Origin of the sequence: Streptomyces sp. GB4-14 (genome assembly GCF_022696125.1) — a bacterium.
In the GTDB taxonomy this organism is placed as follows: domain Bacteria; phylum Actinomycetota; class Actinomycetes; order Streptomycetales; family Streptomycetaceae; genus Streptomyces; species Streptomyces werraensis.
The window spans coordinates 3,579,884-3,597,026 of the sequence record NZ_RZHO01000002.1 but is presented as its reverse complement, the minus strand read 5'-3'; the positions used below and the strand labels follow the sequence as shown (position 1 = coordinate 3,597,026).

The 17,143-nt window shown below is 74.4% G+C and carries 18 protein-coding genes and 1 pseudogene; 10 read left to right on the top strand and 9 right to left on the bottom strand.

Translation table 11 applies throughout. The features are described 5' to 3' along the window. Positions 1–16: 16 nt before the first annotated feature. Positions 17–685, bottom strand: a complete 669-nt coding sequence (locus ELQ39_RS17875) for a DUF4097 family beta strand repeat-containing protein (protein ID WP_242592732.1) — start codon at positions 683–685, stop codon at positions 17–19. 224 nt (positions 686–909) lie between these two features. On the opposite strand from ELQ39_RS17875, the gene ELQ39_RS17870 reads away from it, so the two are divergent. After that, positions 910–1,665, top strand: coding sequence for a helix-turn-helix domain-containing protein (locus tag ELQ39_RS17870; RefSeq protein WP_190002960.1), 756 nt, complete (start codon positions 910–912; stop codon positions 1,663–1,665). Positions 1,666–1,679: 14 nt separating this feature from the next. On the opposite strand, the gene ELQ39_RS17865 is transcribed toward ELQ39_RS17870, so the two are convergent. Together ELQ39_RS17865 and ELQ39_RS17860 are read right to left on the bottom strand one after the other, a co-directional pair. Next, positions 1,680–1,865, bottom strand: a complete 186-nt coding sequence (locus ELQ39_RS17865; RefSeq protein WP_006133852.1) for a hypothetical protein — start codon at positions 1,863–1,865, stop codon at positions 1,680–1,682. A 116-nt stretch (positions 1,866–1,981) separates the two neighbouring features. Next, positions 1,982–2,890: an aldo/keto reductase family oxidoreductase gene (locus tag ELQ39_RS17860; RefSeq protein WP_242592730.1), complete on the bottom strand. Its 909-nt coding sequence runs from the start codon at positions 2,888–2,890 to the stop codon at positions 1,982–1,984. Positions 2,891–2,992: 102 nt separating this feature from the next. Between ELQ39_RS17860 and ELQ39_RS17855 the strand changes: the two genes are divergently transcribed. Then, the gene (locus tag ELQ39_RS17855) at positions 2,993–3,892 is read left to right on the top strand and encodes a helix-turn-helix domain-containing protein (RefSeq protein WP_242592728.1); all 900 of its coding nucleotides are present in this window, start codon (positions 2,993–2,995) and stop codon (positions 3,890–3,892) included. A gap of 111 nt (positions 3,893–4,003) precedes the next feature. Continuing rightward, positions 4,004–6,104, top strand: a pseudogene (locus ELQ39_RS17850) (HelD family protein). A 73-nt stretch (positions 6,105–6,177) separates the two neighbouring features. On the opposite strand, the gene ELQ39_RS17845 reads toward ELQ39_RS17850, so the two are convergent. From ELQ39_RS17845 to ELQ39_RS17835, 3 genes are all read right to left on the bottom strand, one after another. Next, a complete protein-coding gene (locus ELQ39_RS17845; protein ID WP_190002964.1) occupies positions 6,178–6,867 on the bottom strand; it encodes a copper homeostasis protein CutC in 690 nt (229 codons plus the stop codon). Positions 6,868–6,960: 93 nt separating this feature from the next. Further along, positions 6,961–7,638 carry a maleylpyruvate isomerase family mycothiol-dependent enzyme gene (locus ELQ39_RS17840; protein WP_242592726.1) on the bottom strand — a complete coding sequence of 226 codons (678 nt, stop codon included), beginning with the start codon at positions 7,636–7,638 and terminating at the stop codon, positions 6,961–6,963. 83 nt (positions 7,639–7,721) lie between these two features. Further along, the gene (locus ELQ39_RS17835) at positions 7,722–8,597 is read right to left on the bottom strand and encodes an alpha/beta hydrolase (protein WP_242592724.1); all 876 of its coding nucleotides are present in this window, start codon (positions 8,595–8,597) and stop codon (positions 7,722–7,724) included. Between the two features lie 258 nt (positions 8,598–8,855). Here ELQ39_RS17835 and ELQ39_RS17830 point away from each other — a divergent pair, with 258 nt between their 5' ends. From ELQ39_RS17830 to ELQ39_RS17815, 4 genes are read left to right on the top strand one after another with little or no spacing between them, the layout of a single operon-like run. Continuing rightward, positions 8,856–9,755: a Vgb family protein gene (locus ELQ39_RS17830; protein ID WP_242592722.1), complete on the top strand. Its 900-nt coding sequence runs from the start codon at positions 8,856–8,858 to the stop codon at positions 9,753–9,755. Then, positions 9,752–10,690: an alpha/beta fold hydrolase gene (locus ELQ39_RS17825; RefSeq protein ID WP_242592720.1), complete on the top strand. Its 939-nt coding sequence runs from the start codon at positions 9,752–9,754 to the stop codon at positions 10,688–10,690. The genes ELQ39_RS17830 and ELQ39_RS17825 overlap by 4 nt, the downstream gene beginning before the upstream one ends. 4 nt (positions 10,691–10,694) lie before the next feature. Next, a complete protein-coding gene (locus ELQ39_RS17820; protein WP_190002969.1) occupies positions 10,695–11,357 on the top strand; it encodes an HD domain-containing protein in 663 nt (220 codons plus the stop codon). A 33-nt stretch (positions 11,358–11,390) separates the two neighbouring features. Next, positions 11,391–12,431 (top strand): GNAT family N-acetyltransferase, encoded by a 1,041-nt coding sequence (locus ELQ39_RS17815; protein ID WP_400007860.1) that lies wholly within the window; start codon positions 11,391–11,393, stop codon positions 12,429–12,431. Position 12,432: 1 nt separating this feature from the next. Here the strand turns inward: ELQ39_RS17815 and ELQ39_RS17810 are convergent, their stop codons facing one another. Both ELQ39_RS17810 and ELQ39_RS17805 read right to left on the bottom strand, forming a co-directional pair. Next, positions 12,433–12,714 carry a DUF4031 domain-containing protein gene (locus ELQ39_RS17810; protein ID WP_190002971.1) on the bottom strand — a complete coding sequence of 94 codons (282 nt, stop codon included), beginning with the start codon at positions 12,712–12,714 and terminating at the stop codon, positions 12,433–12,435. Beyond that, entirely contained in the window at positions 12,711–13,100 is a 390-nt protein-coding gene (locus ELQ39_RS17805; protein ID WP_225627064.1) for a hypothetical protein, read from the bottom strand. Before ELQ39_RS17805 ends, ELQ39_RS17810 begins: the two co-directional genes overlap by 4 nt. 56 nt (positions 13,101–13,156) lie before the next feature. On the opposite strand from ELQ39_RS17805, the gene ELQ39_RS17800 reads away from it, so the two are divergent. From ELQ39_RS17800 to ELQ39_RS17790, 3 genes are all read left to right on the top strand, one after another. Beyond that, the gene (locus ELQ39_RS17800; RefSeq protein ID WP_190002973.1) at positions 13,157–14,092 is read left to right on the top strand and encodes a MurR/RpiR family transcriptional regulator; all 936 of its coding nucleotides are present in this window, start codon (positions 13,157–13,159) and stop codon (positions 14,090–14,092) included. A gap of 87 nt (positions 14,093–14,179) precedes the next feature. After that, positions 14,180–15,115, top strand: a complete 936-nt coding sequence (gene murQ, locus ELQ39_RS17795) for an N-acetylmuramic acid 6-phosphate etherase (RefSeq protein ID WP_242592718.1) — start codon at positions 14,180–14,182, stop codon at positions 15,113–15,115. A gap of 48 nt (positions 15,116–15,163) precedes the next feature. Continuing rightward, on the top strand, positions 15,164–15,733 hold the full coding sequence (locus tag ELQ39_RS17790) for a hypothetical protein (protein WP_242592716.1): 570 nt from the start codon (positions 15,164–15,166) through the stop codon (positions 15,731–15,733). 249 nt (positions 15,734–15,982) lie between these two features. Here the strand turns inward: ELQ39_RS17790 and ELQ39_RS17785 are convergent, their stop codons facing one another. Then, on the bottom strand, positions 15,983–17,110 hold the full coding sequence (locus ELQ39_RS17785; protein WP_242592714.1) for an NADH:flavin oxidoreductase: 1,128 nt from the start codon (positions 17,108–17,110) through the stop codon (positions 15,983–15,985). Positions 17,111–17,143: the final 33 nt, after the last annotated feature.

The window sequence follows — 17,143 nt, the reverse complement described above, 5'->3', positions numbered from 1 at the left end:
TTGGGGTGCGAGCGGGTCACGAGCCGGCGGCGGTGATGTCGCCGTAGGCGGTGGTCGCGTGGACGGAGAGGGCGGCGGCGGCCCCGTCGGTGTTGGTGAGCGTGTTGCGGATCCGGCCGTAGCCGGTGCCGGCGTCCAGGGCGGCGGAGACCCCCGGGGCCGCGCCGACGGAGATGTCACCGTGCTCGGTGCGCAGGGTGACCGTGCCGCGCACGGCCTCGGTGACGCGGATGTCGCCCCTACGGGTGCTGATCTCGGCGGGGCCGCCCAGCCGGCCGACGCAGACGTCGCCGTCGAGGACGGCCAGGCGGGCGCCGGCGGTCTCGTCGAGCTTGACCGGGCCCTGTGCCCCTTCGAAGGTCACGTCGCCGAGCCGTCCGACGCCCCGGAGTTCCGCGCCGGCGGCCTTGCCCTCGACGTGGGAGCCGGTGGGCAGCCGGACGGTGATCTCGACGGCGCCGGACGGGCCGACGAGCTTGTTCGCGGCGGCCGGGCCCTGGATCCGCAGAACGCCGTCGCCGTGGTGGACCGTGGTCTGCTCCGCGGCCTTCGCGTCGCGGCTCTTCCCGGCGTCCGCGGGCAGGACCTCGACGACGGTGTCGGTCCGGTCGGCGGCGATGAACCGGATGTGGCCGGCGGGGACGTCGAAGAGGACGGAGACGGGGGCGGGGGTGTCGAATCGCATGGTGCGCTCCTCCGGTGCGTTGTCGTTTCTGACACCGGAAACGCTACGTTGCGTTCACAGTTACGGCAACTAGTTCGTTGCGTGCAATTGAAGTCCACGCAGCTCAGAGCGTCTAAATTGTTGCAACGAGTTGAGAGACAACGCAACAAAGCATGCCGGGTACGTTGCAATGAATTGGGATGAAAGCTATGCTGACGGCGTCACGGACCATGAAGGAGGCCGCGGTGCCAGGAGGCAGGCTCACCCAGCAGGAACGCCAGCAGATCGCGACGGGACTGGCCGACGGGCTCGCCTACGCGGAGATCGCCAGGCGTCTGGACCGCCCCACCTCGACGATCACCCGCGAGGTCATGCGCAACGGCGGACCCGCCGGCTACCGTCCCGAGCTGGCCCAGCGCGCGACCGAGCAGCGTGCCCACCGGCGCAGGCGAAGCGCGCGGCAGGCGAAGGCGGCGCCGGACGCCTACGGGCGTGACCCGGAGGCGGTACGGGAGTACGAGGAGACGCTCACGACGGTCTTCATCGCCTCGGGCACGCCCCGGATGATGGCCAGGGTCATGGCCTGTCTCACCCTCAGCGACTCCGGCAGTCTCACCGCCGCCGAGCTGGCGGAGCGGCTCGAGGTCAGCCCGGCGTCGGTGTCGAAGGCGATCGCGTTCCTGGAGAGCCAGGACCTGGTGCGCCGGTTCCGCGAGGAGGGGGGCCGCCGGGAGCGCTACGGCTTCGACGAGGACATCTGGTACCAGTCGATGGTGGCCAGCGCCCGGTCCACCGCCCAGGTCGCCGAGACCTCACGGCAGGGCGTCGCGGTCCTGGGGCGCGGCACACCGGCCGCCGTACGGCTGGAGAACGCCGCCCGCTTCCTCGACTTCGTGGCCGAGACGATGCTCCGCGCCTCCGAACAGGCGCGCGAAGTTCTCCACGCGAACCCCGCGACGGCTCCGGACGGTGCCGCCGGGCCGCGTCCGGACCGCGGGTAGCCGTCCGGCGCCGCCTACCGGTGGCGGACGCCCGCCTCCTCGCCGTACTCGCCGAGGAGGACCACGTCGAAGGCGGCGCCGAGGAAGACCTTGACGGCGCGCAGGGCGTCACCGAGGCGGTGCGGGTGACTGCCCTGGACCGGGGTCGCGCCGGCCGGGCGGGCCGGCGGCGTGGTGGGATGGATGGTCGCTGCGCTCATACCTCCATGGTTGCTCTCCGGCCCCGGTACCGGCATCGGCCCACGGGACCGAGCCGCGGGGCCGCCGCGTACACCTGCGGAACGAGCCGTCCCTCTCAGGCAGGACGGGGTGTCCCCTAGGGGGTGGGCCCCTGGTCACCCCCGATCGTGTCGAGCGCGGCCAGGTCCTCCTCGGTCAGGGTGAGCGCCGCCCCGGCGACGTTCTCCCGCAGATGCGCCACCGACGACGTACCGGGGATCAGCAGGATGTTCGGCGAGCGGCGCAGCAGCCAGGCGAGCGCCACCGCCACCGGCCGTACGCCGTGCCGCTCGGCCACCTGCGACAGCGTGGCGGACTGGAGCGGCGTGAACCCGCCGAGCGGGAAGTACGGCACGTACGCGACGCCCTGCGCGGCGAGCCGGTCGATCAGGGCGTCGTCCTGGCGGTGGGCGAGGTTGTAGAGGTTCTGGACGCAGACGAACGGCGCGATGGTCTCCGCCTCGGCGACCTGCCCGGGGGTCGCGTTGCTGAGCCCGAGGTGCCGGATCAGGCCCTCCCGCTGCAGCTCGACGAGCGTCTCGTACGCCGTCGCCAGTGAGCCCGGCCGGGGTCCCGTGGCGTCACCGAGGCGCAGGTTGACCAGGTCGAGGGTGTCGACTCCGAGGGCCTCCAGGTTGTCGTGGACGGCGCGGCGCAGGTCGTCGGGTTCGCGGGCCGGGGGCCAGCCGCCGTCGGCGTCCCGGCGCGCGCCGACCTTGGTGGCGATGTGCAGGGTGTCCGGGTAGGGGTGCAGGGCCTCGTGGATGAGCCGGTTGGTGACGCGCGGGCCGTAGGCGTCGGCGGTGTCGATGTGGGTGATGCCGAGGCGTACGGCCTCGCGCAGCACGGCGAGGGCGCCCTCACGGTCGGCGGGCGGGCCCATCACGCCGGGCCCCGCGAGCTGCATGGCGCCGTAGCCGAAGCGGGTGACGGTCAGGTCGCCCAGCGTCCAGGTGCCGCCGGGGAGGGTGGTCATAGCCGTTGCGGTCGTTCGCGTGGTGGTCATGTGCCCACCGTCCGCCGTGGACGGCGGTCCGCCCAGTTCCCCGCCGATCCTGGGAGTGACAGGACCAGGAACGGAACGCCCCGCGCCCTTACGCTGGAACGCATGTCTGAGGAGAACCGGCTCGGCGACTACCTCCGGGCGCGCCGGGAACTGGTGACGCCGGACGACCTGGGCCTGCCGTCGCACGGTGTGCGCCGGGTGCCCGGACTGCGCCGCGAGGAGGTCGCCCTGCTCGCCGGCATCAGCTCCGACTACTACCTGCGGCTGGAGCAGGGCCGCGACCGCAATCCGTCGGCGCAGATCCTCGACGCGCTCGCCCGGGTCCTGCTGCTCGACGACACCGCCACCGCGTACCTGCACCAGCTCGCCGCGCCCCGGCCGCGTACCCGGCGGCGGCCGTCGCGGCGGCCCGCCGTCCCGCCGGCCACGGCGCAGCTGCTGGGGTCGATCGGCCTGCCGGCCTTCGTGACGGACCGGACCCTCGACATCATCGCGGTGAACCCGCTGGCCACGGCGCTGGTGCCGGCCGTGCGGGTGGGTGAGAACCGGCTGCGGTCGTTCTTCCTCGACCCCGCCGAGCGGGATCTGCACGCGGACTGGGCGGCCACGGCCGCGCAGTGCGTCGCCGTGTTCCGGCGGCGGCTGGGGACCGACGTGGACGATCCGCGGGTGGTGCGGCTGGTCGGCGAACTGTCGCTCAAGAGCGCGGAGTTCCGCAAGGTGTGGGCCCGGCACGACGTGCGGCCGGTCGTGGACAAGCCGATCCGGATGAACCACCCGCAGGTCGGGGAGCTGAGCCTGACCCTGTCCAAGCTGGACGTCGACGGCCCGGACGGTCTGGCGCTCGCGGCGTACCACGCGGCACCGGGCAGCGAGGACGCGCAGCGGCTGGCGCTGCTGGCGTCCTTGACCACGGGGCCGGCGCGGCGGAGGGCATCCGGCGCGGACCGTCGTACGGGGCGCGCGGAAAACCGTTTGGACCGCCCCCGCCCCACGACCTAGAATCTCCGCTCTCTTCCCGCCTCCCTCACGGAGCGCCGCCGTCCGGACGGAAACCGGCCGGCATTTCCTTCCTCGCAGCACACCCGCAGCAGGTTTTTCGGAGGCACCCCCTTGTCCGCGTCCACGTCCGTAGACGAGCCCGTGAACGACCCCGTGGACGGTCCGGCCGCCCCGGCCGACGACCCCCTCGCCCGCGAACGCTCCCACCTCGCCGCGTCCCGCGCCGCCCTGCGTGCCATGCGGGAGGACGTGGAGGCGCTCGACATCCGCGACGTCACGGCCAACTGGGTGAACGCGGAGGTGCTGCAGCACCAGATCGAGGAACGGATCAAGGCGCTGGCCGACCTCAGCGACACCCCGTTGTTCTTCGGCCGCCTCGACTATCTGCGCGCGCCGGGCGCCGAGCAGGCGGAGGGCGCGGAGGGCGAGCGCTTCTACATCGGGCGCCGCCATGTGCACGACGCGGACGGCGACCCGATGGTGATCGACTGGCGTGCGCCGGTGTCGCAGCCGTTCTACCGGGCGTCCAAGAAGGACCCGATGGACGTCGGGCTGCGCCGCCGCTTCGGCTACACCGGCGGCGACCTCACCGCCTACGAGGACGAGCACCTCTCCGACCCGGCCGAGGCGGCGACCACCAGCAAGCTGCTCCAGCAGGAGATCGAGCGCCCGCGCGTCGGCCCGATGCGCGACATCGTCGCCACCATCCAGCCCGAGCAGGACGAGATCGTACGGTCCGGGCTGTCGGGCAGCGTGTGCGTGCAGGGCGGACCCGGCACCGGAAAGACGGCCGTGGGCCTGCACCGGGTCGCGTACCTGCTCTACGCCCACCGTGAGCGGCTGGCCCGCACGGGCACGCTGGTCGTCGGCCCGAACCGCTCCTTCCTCCACTACATCGAGCAGGTGCTCCCGGCCCTGGGTGAACTCACCGTCGCCCAGGCCACGGTGGACGACCTGGTGGCGCACGTGGAGGTGCGCGGGACGGACGACGCGACGGCGGCGACGGTCAAGGGCGACGCGCGCATGGCGGAGGTGCTGCGGCGGGCCCTGTACTCCCACGTGACGATGCCGACGGAGCCGGTCGTGGTGGTGCGCGGCTCCCGCCGCTGGCGCGTTCCGGCGTACGAACTCGAGGAGATCGTAAGGCAGTTGCTCGACCGGGACATCCGCTACGGGGCCGCCCGGGACGCCTTGCCGCAGCGGATCGCGCACGCGGTGCTGGTGCAGATGGAGCGGGCGGGCGAGGCGCCGGACGACCGGGTCCAGGACACGGTGGCGCGCAACGCGGCGGTGAAGGCCGCGGTGAAGGCGGTGTGGCCGGCCGTGGACCCGGCGAAGCTGGTCCTGCGGCTCCTGGGCGACGCCGAGTTCCTGGCGGAGCACGCGGAAGGGCTGCTCGACGAGCAGGAGCAGAAGGCGGTCCTCTGGGCGAAGCCGGCCCGGTCGGTGAAGTCGGCGAAGTGGTCGGCGGCGGACACGGTGCTGATCGACGAGGCGGCGGACCTGATCCAGCGGACGCCGTCGCTCGGGCATGTGGTGCTGGACGAGGCGCAGGACCTCTCCCCCATGCAGTACCGGGCGGTGGGCCGCCGCTGCACGACCGGCTCGGCGACCGTCCTCGGCGACCTGGCACAGGGCACCACGCCGTGGGCGACGCGCAGTTGGGAGGAGGCGCTGGCCCACCTGGGGAAGCCGGACGCGGTGGTGGAGGAGCTGACGGCGGGTTTCCGTGTCCCGACGGACGTCATCACGTACGCCTCCCGCCTGCTCCCGTACATCGCGCCGGGCCTCACCCCGGTGGCGTCGATCCGCGAGAACCCGGGCTTCTTCGAGGTACGCGGCGCTTCGGGCCCGGACGACGTGATCGCCGCGTGCCGCGAACTGCTCACCCGCGAGGGCTCGGTGGGCCTGATCGCGGCGGACCCCCGCATCCCCGCCCTGACGGAGGCCCGCCTCGGCGGGCCTGCCCCACGTGTCCCCCGGCGAGGAGACAACGGAGTCGACCCGCCTCACCCTGGTCCCGGCGTCCCTGGCGAAGGGCCTGGAATACGACTACGTCCTCCTGGACGAACCGCAGGCGGTCGTCGACGCGGAACCGGACGAACGCACGGGCCTGCGCCGCCTGTACGTGACGCTGACGCGAGCGGTGTCGGGCTTGGTCATCACGCATGGGGCACCGCTGCCGGCGCAGTTGACGGAACCCGCGCCGTAGGCGGGCGCGGGCGCGGACGGCGCCCCGCGAACGCCGGGCCGCGCGACACCACCCGCCCGGCGTCCGAGGCGCCTCAGCTCCCCAGCACGCCCCGCCACCGGCGCACGGCTTCCGCCGACACCGGCCCTGACCAGCCGTCCGGACGTGCCGCCCCGCCGATGTGGAAAGCGTCCACACCCGCGTCCCGCAGACCCGGCACATGCTCCAGCCGCAGCCCGCCGCCCACCAGCAACTGCTGCCCGTACCCGGGCTCCCCGCGGCGTGCCGCCTCCGCGCACAGCACCGGCAGGCCCGCGTCGACGCCCCGCGCCGAACCGGCGGTCAGGTAGGTGTCCAGCCCGGGGAAGTCCGCGAGCTGCTTGCGCAGGGCGTCACGGTCCGCCGCGTGGTCGATCGCGCGGTGGAACGTCCACCGGCACCCCTCCAGCTCCGCCGCGACCCGCTCCACCGCCGCCAGGTCCACCTGGCCGTCCGCGTCGAGGAAGCCGAGGACGAACTCCTCCGCCCCCGCCTCCCGCATCTCGCCCGCCGCCGCGGCCAGCCGTTCCACCGCGCCCGCCGCGAAGCCGTCCGCGAGCCGCAGCATGACCCGGACCGGGATGTCCACGGCCGCGCGGATCGCCGTCACCGTCGCCGTCGCGGGGGTCAGCCCGTCCGCCGCCATGTCGGTGACCAGCTCGAGGCGGTCCGCACCTCCCGCCTGGGCGGCGACGGCGTCCTCGACGTCGAGGGCGATCACCTCCAGGACTGCACGCTTGCTCATGGGGCCCCATTCGTCGGCTCGGAACGGCTCCTACAGGTCTAGTCCAATCCAAGCCTACGCCCGGCCCCGGCCCGCGGCTCCCCCACCTGCCCGTCAGCCGAAGATGTTCAGCTCCGCCGCGTCCACCCCGGCCAGCTCGTACGACGCCCCGTCCACCGGGCGCCCCGCGTACAGCCGCACCAGCGTCGGCCCGTCGCCGATGAACCGCGCCGGGGGCCGTTCCCCGGACGCGTCGCCCAGCCGTACCGGCTCGTCCGCGTCGTCGAGGTCCGCGTGCAGCGGCACGTGCCCGCGCGCGCTGGTGACCTGCGCCAGCAGCGCGAGCGCGAACGGCAGGCCCGAGCCGGCGTACGCCCCCGGCTCCCCGAGCGCCACGCGCACGTCCCCGGCGTGCACCCACTCGCCGAGCGCCACCGCGTCCAGCAGCCCGCCCGCCTCCGCGATGACAGGGCCGGCCCCGGCCATGCCGCGGTCCAGTTCGTCGAGAATCTCGGCGTTGGTCCAGCCGGCCCGCTCGTCGATGTCCCGCTGGTTGGCCGCCGGGGAGAACACGTCCTTCTCGTACCGGCTCTCCACCACCCGCGACAGCGCCGCCGAGCAGTGCGCCAGCACGTCCCGCACCGTCCAGCCCGGACACGCCGTCACCGGCAGCGCGAAGTCGCCGTCGCCGCGCGCCCGCAGCAGCGGCAGCAGCGCGTCCCGCTCGACGCCCAGCAGCCGTCCCGGCAGCTCGGGGTCCCGTACCTCGTGCACATCCGCAGGAGTCGTCATGCGTCCACGCTAGTGGCGGCGGCGCCGCCGGGACGGACATCGCGGCGGAACGGCCGACGGGAGTCGTTCCCGGCCGGGGCCGGTCACGGGCGGGCGGACGGGTCCGTGAGGTCCGCGAGGTCACTCAGGACCCTGGCCGCCGGCGCCGGGTCGACCAGCCACTTCAGGTGGCTGCCCGGGAGGGTCCGGACGTCGTAGGGGTTGTCCGGCGTCAGCGCGTCGCCCTCGCGGATCAGCCGGTCCTGGAGGGCGAGCGGCATGCTCGTGTCGTCGGCGAGGCGGACGTACGTCTTCGGGATCCGGCCCCAGGTCGCGGCCTGCGCCCGGTCGGCGGAGGTGCCGACGTCCAGGTTCTCGTCGGGCTGGAAGGTGTTGAGGAAGACCAGGAACTCCTCGTCGGTGCCGTCGGCGAGGAAGGCCTCCTTGAACGCCGCCAGGGCGGCCGGGTCCGCGGTGCGGAAGTTGACGCGGAGCAGGCCGAGTTCGGCGGGGTTCCCGGCCGCGGCCAGGCCGAGGGAGGCGACGTCGACCGTGGCCATCTCCGGCTCGGCGTAGTAGTCGTTGACGTCGAGCGCGACCGGGCACCAGGCGGAGACGTAGACGATGCGGTCGATCAGGTCGGGCCGCGCGTTGGCCGCGGCGGTGGCCGTGATGCCGCCCCGGCTGTGCGCGACGAGAATCACCGGGCCGTTCCGCTTCGCCCGCTCCAGGACGCCGATCAGGTGCGCGGCGTTGTCGGCGAGCGTGACGCCTTTGATCGCGCCGGGCGCGGTGGCGAGCCCTTCGGGATCCTGCGGCGCCTGGTAGGCGCGGGTGTAGGTGGCCCTAAAGCCGTGACCGGGCAGGTCGACGGCGACCGAGCGGTGTCCGAGGAGCCCGAGCTCGGCCTGGAGCGGCGCGAACGAGAACGAGTTGGCGAAGGCCCCGTGGACCAGGACGAACGTCGGCCGGCTGCTCACTGCTTACGGTCTCCTTCGGGTCGGGAGCCTGCGAGGTGGCGTACGCACGGCAGTTCGCGCTCCGGCGGATCACACTACTCAGCGGAAGATCACCGACACCAGCCGTTGTCGGCCCTTCCGTTTGTGTGCATGCCCGTAACCCGGCTTGTGTGCATGCCCGTAACCCGGCATGCGCGGTGCGCCGGGGACGAAATGGGGTTGCGCCGGGCGACCCGCCCCGAGAGGGTGCCGGGGTGACCGTCCCCCACGGGAGTTGATGTGCCGTTTTCCCACACCCCCTCCGTCAGCGCGTTCCGCCTCACGGACGAGAAGGCCGGGCCCTACGGCATCACGGCCGGCCCCGACGGCGCGCTCTGGCTCACGCTGGTGCACCGCGGCAGCGTCGCCCGCCTCACCCTCGACGGCGCGTTCGAGGAGTACGCCCTGGACGCGGCCGACTGCCGTCCCACGGTCATCGCGGCCGGCCCGGACGGCGCGCTGTGGTTCACCCGCTTTACGGACCACCGGATCGGCCGCGTCACCACGGACGGCGAGGTGACGTCCTTCCCGCTGCCGTCCTCCGACGGGGGGCCGTACGGCATCACGGCGGGGCCGGACGGCGCGATGTGGTTCACGGAGACGACCGGTGACCGCATCGGCCGCGTCACCGCCGACGGGGAGGTCACGGAGTTCGCGCTCCCGGTCGCGGGCGGTTTCCCCTCCGCGATCACCACGGGTCCGGACGGCGCGCTGTGGTTCACCCTGAACGGCGCGAACGCGATCGGCCGTATCACCGTCGACGGCGACACCGCCGTGCACCCCCTGCCCACGGACGCGGCCGGGCCGGTCGGCATCGCGGCGGACGGCGGGGCGCTGTGGTTCGCCGAGATCCTGGCGGGCCAGATCGGCAGGATCTCGCCCGACGGCCGGATCACGGAGTTCCCCCTCCCCGACCGCTCGGCCAAACCGCACGCGGTCGTCGCGGTGGCCGAGGGCGAGTGCTGGTTCACGGAGTGGGGCGCGGGCCGCGTCGGCCGCATCACCGGGACCGGCGACATCACCGAACACGCCCTCCCGGACCCGTCCTCCGAGCCCCACGGCATCACGGTGGGCCCGGACGGCGCCCTGTGGACGGCCCTGGAGACGGGCGGGGTGGCGCGGGTGGAGCGGCTGCCGTGACGCCGTACGCCGAGGATCCCGCCCGGCTGGGCGAGACCCGGCTGCCCGACGGCCGCGTCCTCGGGTGGGCCGAGTGGGGGCCTGCGGACGGCACGCCGGTACTGCTGTGTCCGGGCGCCGCCACCAGCAGACGGCTCGGTTTCGGGCCGGACGCCGTCAGGGCGCTGGGGGTGCGGCTGATCTCCGTGGACCGCCCGGGGCTCGGTGTGTCGACACCGGCGCCCGGCCGGACGTTCGCCGGCTTCGCCCAGGACATCCGTCACCTCACCGAGCTGCGAGGGCTGGGCCGCCCTGCCGTCGTCGGCAACTCCCAGGGCGCGCCGTTCGCCCTCGCGTGCGCGGCGGCAGGGGCCGTCGCGGGCGTTGCGGTCGTCTCCGGCGCGGACGAGATCGCGGCGCCGGAGTTCGCCGCCGCGCTGCCTGCGGAGGTGCGCGGGCTCGTCGAGCGGGTCACCGCCGATCCGGCCGGCGCGGAGGAGTTCTTCGCCGGCTTCGACGCGGACGCCATGCACGCCATGGTGATGAGCGCGAGCCCCGCGTGCGATCTGGCGGTGTACGCGGACCCCGGCTTCGACGCCGCCTACCGCCGGGCGCTGGAGGAGGGCTTCGCCCAGGGCGCGGCGGCCGGCTACGCCCGCGACACGCTCCTGGCCATGGGGCGCTGGCCGTTCGCCCTTGAGGACATCACCGTCCCGGTCGACGTCTGGTACGGCGACCTCGACACCAGCCACTCCCCCGACCACGGCCGACGCCTCGCCGCCCGCATCCCCGGCGCGCGTCGCCACACCGTCCCCGGCGCGGGCGGCTCGCTCCTGTGGACCCACCCGGTCCCGGTCCTCACCAGCCTGCTGACACGGACCGGGCGCGCTGCACCCCGCTCGGCAGACCGTCACCGTCAGGCCGGCGGCATGCGGCGGGCACACCGGGAAGAATGACGGCATGGCCGACACCCGAGACCTCCGTGACCGTTTCGTCCGTGCCCTGGAAGGGGCCCGGGGATCCTCGGAGGGTCCTGACCCCGTGCCGTACGCGGAGCATCTGATCGCCCGCTGGCAGGAGCCGCAGCGGCGGTACCACACGGTCGCCCACCTCACCGCGGTCCTCGACCGCGTCGACGAGCTGGCGGACCACGCCGACGACCCCGACGTCGTCCGGCTCGCCGCGTGGTTCCACGACGCCGTCTATCTGCCGGACCGGTCCGAGAACGAGGAGCGGTCCGCCCGCCTCGCCGAGCGCGCGCTGCCGGAGGCCGGGGTGTCCGCGGCGAAGACCGAGGAGGTCGCCCGGCTCGTGCGGCTCACCGTCACGCACGACCCGGCCGACGACGACCGCGACGGCCAGGTGCTCTGCGATGCCGACCTCGCGATCCTCGCCGCCGCGCCGTCGGCGTACGCCGCCTACACCGCCGCGGTCCGCGAGGAGTACCACTTCGTCCCGAACGACGCCTTCCGCGAGGGCCGCGCCGACGTCCTGCGGCAACTCCTCGGTATGCGCCGCCTGTTCCGCACCCCGTACGGCCAGGAGCACTGGGAGGCCACCGCCCGGTACAACCTGCGCGCCGAGCTGGAAATGCTGTCGACCGCGCCCCCGCCGCCCGCCTAGCCTCCCCCCATGGATGCTTCGGGAGCGGAACAGGTGGAGGCGGCCGTCGCGCACGGCACGGCGGCCCTGGGGGCGGTCACCGACCGGGACTGGACGGAGGTGAGGGCCGGGCGGCTGGAGTGGAGCTGCCGGGAGACGGCCGAGCACCTCGCGAGCGCCCTCATCGGCTACGCGGGCCAGCTCGCGGGCCGTGAACAGGAGGCGTACGCACCCTTCGACATCGCCCTGCTGGACGAGGCCGACAACGACGGCGCCCTCCGCGTGGTCTCCGCCATGGGCACCCTCGTCGCCGCCGCCTGCCGCACCACCCCCCGCTCCGTGCGCGCCTTCCACCCGTACCCCTTCCGGCACGCCAACCGTGAGGGCTTCGCCGCGATGGGCGTCGCCGAGGTGCTGCTGCACACGCACGACATGGCCGAGGGCCTGGGCATCGCGTACGAACCGCCCGCCGAGCTCTGCGAGTTCGTGCTGACGCGGATCTTCCCGCGCGTGAAGCCGGGACCCGCGCCATGGCCGACGCTGCTGTGGGCGACCGGCCGGGGCGAGCTGGAGGGGCGGGAGCCCGTCACCGAGTGGCGCTGGTGCAACAACCCGGTGCTGCGCTCCGAGCGGCTCGACCTGGAGGGCGTCACCCCCGCGGTCGCCGCGAGCCTGTCCCTCGCGGGCGACGGCGGCTTCACCTGGGCGGGCGGCGCGCCCGCCGAGGGAACGCGCGTGGGCGCCGGCATCGGCGTCAAGCAGTACGAGGAGGGCGCGTTCGTCCCGGAGTGGGGCATGTACGTGCTGGTCCGCCGGGAGGACGACCGCGCGGTGGGCGCGATGGGCTTCCACGGCGCGCCCGCCGACGGCCGGGTCGAGATCGGCTACGACCTCGTCGTGGAGGCGCGCGGGAACGGCTACGCGACCGAGGCGCTGCGCACCCTGTCGGCGTGGGCGCTCGGGCAGGACGCCGTGCACACCGTGGTGGCCGTCGTGGAGGAGACGAACGTGCCGTCGCAGAAGGTCGTCACGCGCGCCGGCTTCACCGAGGTGTCCCGCCAGGACGACCGGATCACCTACGAACTGCGCGCCTGACTCACACCCGCCGGCCCGTCCGCCCGGCCCCCTTGCGCCGCCGCAGCCCCGCCCCGTGCAGCAGCCGCACCACCTCACGGCTGCTCACCTCGACCGCGCCCGCGCGCACCGCGTCCGCGTACCGGTGCGCGGGGATGTCGTAGTGGTCGCGCTCGAAGGCGCGGCGGGGCACGCCCAGGCCGGCGGCGAAGAGGTGCAGTTCGGCGTAGGAGACGTCGCTCACCAGATGGGACCAGAGGCGGCCGTGGCCCGGCCAGGTGGGCGGGTCGATGTACACCGTCACGAGTCGTCCGTCCCGCCGAGTCCGCCGACCGCCGCGACCTTCACGCCCGCCTTGTGGCACACCCAGTGCGGGTCGGGGCCCAGCTCCGGCTCGACCTCCAGCGCGTGCGGGTCGCCGCTGCCGCACACCGGGCACAGCGGCCAGCGTCCGTACCGCTCCAGCAGGGCGTCCTGCACGTCCTGCGCGACCAGTCCGGCCAGGAAGCCGGCGCCCTCCGGCCACTGCTCGACCCACCAGCGGCGGTGCGCGACGGAGTCCTCCACCAGCGACACCACGTCCGCCTCGGCGACCCCGCGCGCCATGAGATCGGCCAGCACGAGGGCGCGCGCCGCGTGCAATTCTTGTTCCAGGGGCGGAGGGGGGCCGGGTTCGCGCTGGGGGTCCATGTCCCCATTGTGCGCACTCTTGACCAGGAGCCCGGGACGAAAATATCTTTCATTCCGTGACCAATGACGTGAAGGAAATTTTCGGGAGCGCCGGGGCCCCACCCGCCCCGCCCGCGCCCGCCGCCCTCGCGGCCAAGGTGCGCACGCTGGCCCCGTCGATGACGCGCTCCATGCAGCGCGTCGCCGAGGCCGTCGCGGACGACCCGGCCGGCTGTGCCGCCCTCACGGTCACCGGTCTCGCCGAGCTGACCGGCACCAGCGAGGCCACCGTCGTCCGCACGGCCCGCCTGCTCGGCTACCCGGGCTACCGCGACCTGCGGCTCGCCCTGGCCGGCCTGGCCGCCCAGCAGCAGTCCGGGCGCGCCCCCGCGATCACCACGGACATCGCCGTGGACGATCCCATCGCCGACGTCGTCGCCAAGCTCGCCTACGACGAGCAGCAGACCCTCGCCGACACCGCCGCCGGACTGGACACCGTCCAGCTCGCCGCCGCCGTGACCGCCCTCGCGGGCGCCCGCCGCACCGATGTGTACGGCGTCGGCGCGTCGGGACTGGTCGCCCAGGATCTCACCCAGAAGCTGCTGCGCATAGGTCTGATGGCGCACGCCCACAGCGACCCGCACCTCGCCGTGACCAACGCCGTGCAGCTGCGCTCCGGGGACGTGGCGATCGCCGTCACCCACTCCGGCACCACCGGGGACGTCATCGAGCCGCTCCGGGTGGCCTTCGAGCGCGGCGCCACGACGGTCGCGGTCACCGGCCGCCCCGACAGCCCCGTCACGCAGTACGCCGACCACGTCCTGACCACGTCCACGGCCCGCGAGAGCGAGCTGCGCCCGGCCGCGATGTCCTCCCGTACGGGCCAACTGCTCGTCGTGGACTGCCTGTTCGTGGGTGTCGCCCAGCGCACCTACGACGCCGCGGCGCCCGCCCTCTCGGCGTCGTACGAGGCGCTGGCGCACCGGCACCGGGCGACCCGCAAGGGTCCGTGAGGGCGGACCCTGCCGCGCACCGGTCGCGTGCGCGCCCCCGCCGTACCCCGTTCCGAGCCGCCGGCCCCGACCGAAAGAACACCGCCCATGACCTCCGCCTCCCGCGACCGTGATCTCCGCTCCCAGCTCGAGACCCTGACCACCGAGGCGTTCCGGCCGGAGCTGGCGGACGTCGACCGGCTGCCGACGCCGGAGATCGCCCGGCTGATGAACGCCGAGGACGCCTCCGTCGCGGGCGCCGTCGCCGAGCAGGTGCCGGCGATCGCCGCCGCGATCGACGCCGTGGCGGACCGGATGGCGCGCGGCGGGCGGCTGGTCTACGCGGGCGCGGGCACGGCGGGGCGGCTGGGCGTGCTGGACGCCTCCGAGTGCCCGCCCACCTTCAACACCGACCCGGCGCGGGTCGTCGGCCTGATCGCGGGCGGCCCTCAGGCCATGGTGAACCCGGTCGAGGGCGCCGAGGACTCCGCCGAGCTGGCCGAGTCCGACCTCGCCGCGCTCGGCCTCACCGCGGACGACACGGTGGTCGGCATCTCCGCCTCCGGCCGCACCCCGTACGCGATCGGCGCCGTCGCGTACGCCCGCGGGCGCGGGGCGCTCACCGTGGGGCTGTCGTGCAACCGGGGCAGCGCGCTCGCGGCGGCGGCCGAGCACGGCATCGAGGTGGTCGTGGGCCCGGAGTTCCTCACCGGCTCCACCCGCCTCAAGGCCGGCACGGCGCAGAAGCTCGTGCTGAACATGATCTCGACGATCACGATGATCCGGCTCGGCAAGACCTACGGGAACCTGATGGTCGACGTGCGCGCCTCCAACGAGAAGCTGCGCGCCCGCTCCCGCCGGATCGTCGCCCAGGTCACGGGCGCCGACGACGAGGCCGTGGAGCGCGCCCTCGCGGCCACGGACGGCGAGGTCAAGAACGCGATCCTGGTGCTGCTGGCCGGGGTGGACGGACCGACGGCGGCCCGGCTGCTGGACGCGGCCGGCGGACATCTGCGGGCGGCGCTGGCGGCCGCGGGGAGCTGACCGCGCGGGCTGGGATACTGGAGCGGTCCCCCACCCGGAGAATCCACCATGAACCACGCACAGCTCACCGCCCTCGGCCGGGCACTGCGTGTGCTCGGTGAGCACGGCGAGGCGCTCTCCGCCGACACCCCGGACGCCCGGCTGCACGAGGTGCGCAACGACCTGCGGCGGGCCCTGGACCTGCTGGAGGACACCGTGACCACGGCGCCGCCCAGCACGCGCTGCGCCGAGCACCCCACCGGGCCGGTCGACGAGAGCGCCCCGGACCTGTGCCTGCTCTGCGAGACCCGGCGCCGTGCCGCCCGCCGCGCCGAGTTCAACGGCCCGGCCCCGCAGACCCGCCCGGCCGGCCCCGCCCCGTCCCGGTACGGGGTGCGGGGCGACCGCCCGCAGCCGCAGCAGCGCTGGCTGCCGGAGATGTGGAACGGCCAGGCGTGGCAGCTGTGCGGCACCCCGCGCCGCGACCGCCAGGAGGCGGAACTCTTCGTCAAGGCCCAGCTCCGCACGGCCCGCCCGGCGATGGCCTACCGCGTCGTCCACGAGTTCACCGACTACGAGGTCCTGCGGGTATGGGGCACCCCGGTCCGCGTGGACATCGAACCGATGGGCAACATCTGAACCGCGCGAGCCGCACGCCACCTTGAGCAGCACGGGGTGCGCGGCGCCCCCGGGGCGTCTCATGGGTGCCGTCCGCCACCCCCGGAGCGTGCGGCTCGTCTTCCTTGGCTCCCGCCTCGAGCGGCGGGCGTGTCACCCGGCCCGGCCGCGCGCCCCCGCGTGGCAGTCGCCCGACACGGACCACGCGGCACGAAGGCGCGGCGCCCCCGCCGGAGGGGCACCGCGCCACGCCCGGAAGCCGGGCCGGACTCAGCTCAGCGACCTCAGCGACGCCGCGTCGTACGCGGTCAGCTCGTCGAAGCGGCCGGCCAGCACCTTCGCCGCCCACTCCGGGTCCTGGAGGACCGCCCGGCCCACCGCGACCATGTCGAACTCGTCGCGCTCCAGGCGGTCGAGAAGGTCGTCGATGCCGCGCAGCCCGGCGCCCTCGCCGAGGAAGGCGCGGCCGAACTCGCCGTCCAGGCCGACCGATCCGACCGTGATCGCGGGACGGCCGGTCAGCTTGCGGGCCCAGCCGGCCAGGTTGAGGTCGGAGCCGTCGAACTCGGGGAGCCAGTAGCGGCGGGTGGACGCGTGGAAGGCGTCGACGCCGGCCGTGGCGAGCGGGGCGAGGATCGCCTCCAGCTCCTGCGGGGTCTCGGCGAGCCGGGCGTCGTAGTGGTCGGCCTTCCACTGCGAGAAGCGGAAGACGACCGGGAAGCCGGGCGACACGGCCGAGCGCACGGCCTGCACGATCTCGACCGCGAACCGCGTGCGGGCCACCGGGTCGCCGCCGTAGGCGTCGGTGCGGCGGTTGGTGCCGGCCCACAGGAACTGGTCGATGAGGTACCCGTGGGCGCCGTGCAGCTCCACGCCGTCGAAGCCGATGCGCTCGGCGTCGGCCGCCGCCTTCGCGAACGCCGCCACGACGTCGTCGATGTCGGCCCGGGTCATCTCCTTGCCGCCCTCGGTGCCGTCCAGGCGCAGCCCCGACGGGCCGACCGCCGGCGCCTCGGGGAAGGGCGGCTTCCCCTGTTCACGGACCATGCCGACGTGCCACAGCTGCGGCATGATGCGGCCCCCGGCCGCGTGCACCGCCTCCGCGACCTTCGCCCAGCCGGCCAGCTGGTCCTCCCCGTGGAACCGCGGGACGCGGTCGCTGATGCCGGCGGACGGGTGGCCGACGTACGTGCCCTCGGTGACGATCAGCCCGACCCCGGCGGCGGCCCGGCGGGCGTAGTACGACACGACGTCGTCCCCCGGCACGCCGCCCGGCGAGAACTGGCGGGTCATGGGCGCCATGACGATGCGGTTGGGCACGGTCAGCCCGTTCAGGGCGACCGGCCGGGCCAGGATCTCGGCGGCACGTCCGGTGGTCTGGGAGGCGGCGACGGTCATCGGGGGATCTCCTCGCGGATACTCGACGGTATG